This is a genomic window from Achromobacter denitrificans NBRC 15125 (assembly GCF_001571365.1).
Lineage (GTDB): Bacteria > Pseudomonadota > Gammaproteobacteria > Burkholderiales > Burkholderiaceae_B > Achromobacter > Achromobacter denitrificans.
In genome coordinates this window covers 1-3,561 of sequence record NZ_BCTQ01000083.1, presented here as the reverse complement: position 1 = coordinate 3,561, position 3,561 = coordinate 1, and the positions used below count along the sequence as shown (strand labels likewise).

Annotated in this window: 4 protein-coding genes and 1 pseudogene; 3 read left to right on the top strand and 2 right to left on the bottom strand. The window is 67.4% G+C overall.

Annotated features, from left to right (window positions below; genetic code table 11):
- Positions 1 to 240 (bottom strand): annotated as a pseudogene (locus tag ADE01S_RS30905) (copper resistance protein NlpE N-terminal domain-containing protein); the annotation flags it as partial.
- 202 nt (positions 241 to 442) lie between these two features.
- On the opposite strand from ADE01S_RS30905, the gene ADE01S_RS30900 reads away from it, so the two are divergent.
- The 3 genes from ADE01S_RS30900 (at position 443) to zapD (ending at position 2,828) form a co-directional block, all read left to right on the top strand.
- Positions 443 to 1,291 carry a prepilin peptidase gene (locus ADE01S_RS30900; RefSeq protein ID WP_062685577.1) on the top strand — a complete coding sequence of 283 codons (849 nt, stop codon included), beginning with the start codon at positions 443 to 445 and terminating at the stop codon, positions 1,289 to 1,291.
- A gap of 94 nt (positions 1,292 to 1,385) precedes the next feature.
- Complete coding sequence (coaE, locus tag ADE01S_RS30895; protein ID WP_062685576.1) at positions 1,386 to 2,033, top strand: dephospho-CoA kinase; 648 nt, start codon at positions 1,386 to 1,388, stop codon at positions 2,031 to 2,033.
- Positions 2,034 to 2,075: 42 nt separating this feature from the next.
- Positions 2,076 to 2,828, top strand: a complete 753-nt coding sequence (zapD, locus tag ADE01S_RS30890) for a cell division protein ZapD (RefSeq protein ID WP_062685575.1) — start codon at positions 2,076 to 2,078, stop codon at positions 2,826 to 2,828.
- 3 nt (positions 2,829 to 2,831) lie between these two features.
- Here the strand turns inward: zapD and ADE01S_RS30885 are convergent.
- A partial coding sequence (locus ADE01S_RS30885) for an IS110 family transposase (protein WP_062685574.1) occupies positions 2,832 to 3,561 on the bottom strand: 730 nt, incomplete at its 5' end.

The following is a 3,561-nucleotide window of genomic DNA, read 5'->3' as shown; positions in this document are numbered from 1 at the left end:
CTTGCGGGCGTCGGGCTTGAGCGCGATCTGCACTTGCGACGGCGCGCGGATGACGCTGCGGTAGCCGGCGCCCGAGCCCTGGTACTGCGCGTCGGTCACGGTGCTTTCGGCCGGGGGATCGTAATAGCCTTCCGTTTTCTGCTGGGCGCAGCCTGCCGCGCCCAATGCGGTGCCCGCGAGCAGCAACCCCGTGACGCTGAGTTTGCGGGAGCGGGTAACGATGTCGACGCGCGCGGTCATGGCAGCTTATCCGTGAATTGAGTCTGTCTCCGATTTTACGCACTTATGCGAAGATTCGGTACGTTCCCTTAGCCGCACTTGAGCGTAGCCCGCACTTTATGCACAAATTACGACATGGCCGCCCGCGGCCCGTCCTTGCTCGCGTCCCGGGCCCTGCGGGCGCGGCGCGCGCGCGGCCGCGCGTTCGGCGCGGATGACGGCGATGCGGCATGTATTCGACTTGCCCCTGGGCCTCTTCATCGGCCTGGCGGCGCTCGCGGGCCTTGCGGTCGGCAACTGGCTGACGGTGCTGACCCACCGGCTGCCGCGCATGATGGAACAGGAGTGGCAGGCGCAGTGCCAGGAGGCGGCCGGCAAGGCGACGCCGGCGAGCCGCTACGGCCTGTGGTCGCCCGCGGCCCATTGCCCTGCCTGCGCCGCGCCCGTGTCCGGCTGGCGGCGCCTGCCGCTGCTGGGCTGGCTGCTGCTGCGGGGGCGCTGCGCCGCCTGCGGAACGCCGATAGGCTGGCGCTATCCCGCGATCGAGCTGCTGACCTGCGCGCTGTTCGCGGCCTGCGCCTGGCGCTTCGGCGCCACGCCGCTGGCCCTGTGCGCCATGGGCCTGTCCGCCACGCTGGTGGCGCTGGCCTGGATCGATTTCGAATCCACGCTGCTGCCCGACGCGCTCACGCAGCCGCTGTTGTGGGCGGGGCTGCTGGTCAATCTGACGGACGCCTTCGCCACGCTGCAGATGGCGGTGGCCGGCGCGGTGGCGGGCTATGTGTTCCTGTGGGTTATCTTTCATGTATTCCGCCTGCTGACCGGGCGCGAGGGCATGGGCTACGGCGACTTCAAGCTGCTGGCCGCCCTGGGCGCGTGGTTCGGCGCCGAGGCCCTGCCTATGCTGCTGCTGAGCGCGTCGCTGCTGGGCGTGCTGATCGGCGGCGCGCTGACGCTCAGCGGACGCGCCCGCCGCGGACAGCCGCTGCCCTTCGGCCCCTACCTGGCGCTGGCGGGCATCGTCACGCTGCTGGCGGGCGGTCAGCAGGCACTCTGGGAATGGTTGGGCTAGAGAGAGGGCCTGTTAACACTAAAAGGAGCCTCGCGCAGGCCCGCAATCGGGCGCCTGGCCAGGCGCGAGGCACCGGGAATACGGGAAGGGCGGCATGTTCAAGATCGGGCTGACGGGCGGTATCGGATCGGGCAAGACCCGCGTGGCGGACCTGCTCGCGGAATGGGGGGCCACGCTCGTCGATACCGACGAGATCGCCCGCATGCTGACCGCCGCGAACGGGGCGGCCATGCCGGCGATCGAGCGGGAATTCGGTCCGCGGGCGCTGACGCCCGAGGGCGCGCTGGACCGCGCCTGGATGCGCGAGCAGGCCTTCTCCGATCCGCAGGTGCGCCTGCGGCTGGAGGCCGTGCTGCATCCCGCCATCGGCGAGGAAACCGAGCGCCAGGCGCGCGCCGCCACCGGCGCCTACCTGGTCTTCGTCGTGCCGCTGCTGGTGGAGTCCCTGCCGCGCTGGCGTCCGCGCCTGGACCGCATCTGCGTGGTGGATTGCGACCCCGACACGCAGGTGGCCCGGGTGCGTTCGCGCAGCGGGCTGACGGAGCCGGCCATCCGGCGTATCATGGCGGCACAGGCTGCGCGGGCAAGCCGGTTGGAGGTCGCCGACGACGTCATCGTCAATGATGGCGCGACCACGCCGGAACAATTGCGCGCGCAGGCGAAGACCCTGCATGACCGCTGGCTGGCGCTGGCGAGCACGACGGGCCGGCAAGCCCTGGGCCAGGCCGGCACCCCTGATTAACATTGGCCCGCCGGCCAACCACAGATGGGCCTGTAAAAAAGCGTGATTGTTTACGAATACCCCTTCAATGAGCGCATCCGCGCTTATCTGCGGCTGGAATTCCTGTTCGACAGGTTGTTCTTCTTTGCACGCGAGGGGGACTCACGCCAGCACCAGGTGGCCGTCACCTCCCTGTTCGACCTGCTCGACGCCTGCGAACGCACCGACGTCAAGGGCGCGCTCTTGCAGGACCTCGAACGCCAGCGCCTGGCGCTGGTCGGCCTGCGCGATCACCCCGGCGTGGCGCAGGATGCGCTGGAAGCGATGCTGCGCGAACTGGAAAAGGTGGCCACCGCGCTGGCCGCGCCGGGCAAGACCGGCCAGTCCCTGCGCGAGAACGAATGGCTGACCAGCCTGCGCGGCCGTCTGTCGATGCCGGGCAGCGCGACCCAGGTCGACATGCCCTCGTACTTCGCCTGGCAGAACAAATCCGAAGCCGCCCGCTGCGCCGACCTGCAGTCCTGGGTGGCGCCGTTCATCCCTCTCTACGACGGCCTGACCCTGGCGCTGCGCCTGCTGCGCGAGTCCGGCCGCAAGACCGATATCGTGGGCGAGCAGGGCGCCTACCAGCAGATGCTGGGCGGCAAGCAGTTCCAGCTGCTGCGCGTGTGGCTGGACCCCGCCCAGGGCGTGTTTCCCGAGATCAGCGCCAATAAGTACATGATCTGGATACGTTTTTCCACCCAGGACGGCGAGTTCAAGCCCCAGCAGGTCGCCCGCGACGTGGGCTTCCAGATGACGTTGTGCAACTCGTAGATTCTATGGTTTCACGCAAGCCTGGTTGGCGAGGAAGAGTTCTCGCTCGAAGGGTTTGCGTGATTTCCATACGCCGAAGGCGATGCGCAAGAGCTTTCTGGCAATGATGTTCAAGGCTTGGGTGGTTGCCCAGCCCTTGGCGAGCAATGCCTGATACATGGGTTTGAAGGTGATTGATCTGGCGGCGGCAGTGGCGGCGTTGTAGGCGAGGCTGCGCAGGATGGCATCGCCCTGCTTACTGAGCTTTCTCATGCCTTTGTAGGCGCCGGACTCCTTGGGCCTGGGATCCAGTCCGGCATAGGCCACCACGGCATCGGAGCTGGTAAACGGTATGCGAGCGAAGGTGGTCACCAGGGCCGTTGCCGTCAGGTTGCCCACGCCGACGATACTGGTAAGCAGCTTGAAGTCTTGCGCCAGGGCAGGTTCGGCCTGAATTTCGGCGAGCATCTGGTCTTCAAGGGAGTTGGCCAACTCCGTCAGGGCATCGAGTGCCTTCTGCACCTGAGCCTGGGCGTCATGGACTTGATGGTGCCGCTCGCTGGACAGGCGCAGTTGAGTCCGGGTGATCACGGCCATCCTGCGCAAACGCAGCATCTGACGCAGACGCTCGATGTATTGGGCGCAGGGTTGATATGGGTGCAGGCGTTCATGCTCGGAGGCGATGAAGCGGGCGATCATGATGGCGTCGAGCCGATCGGTCTTGCCCCGCTGGCCCTGGGATTTGGCGTAGTGG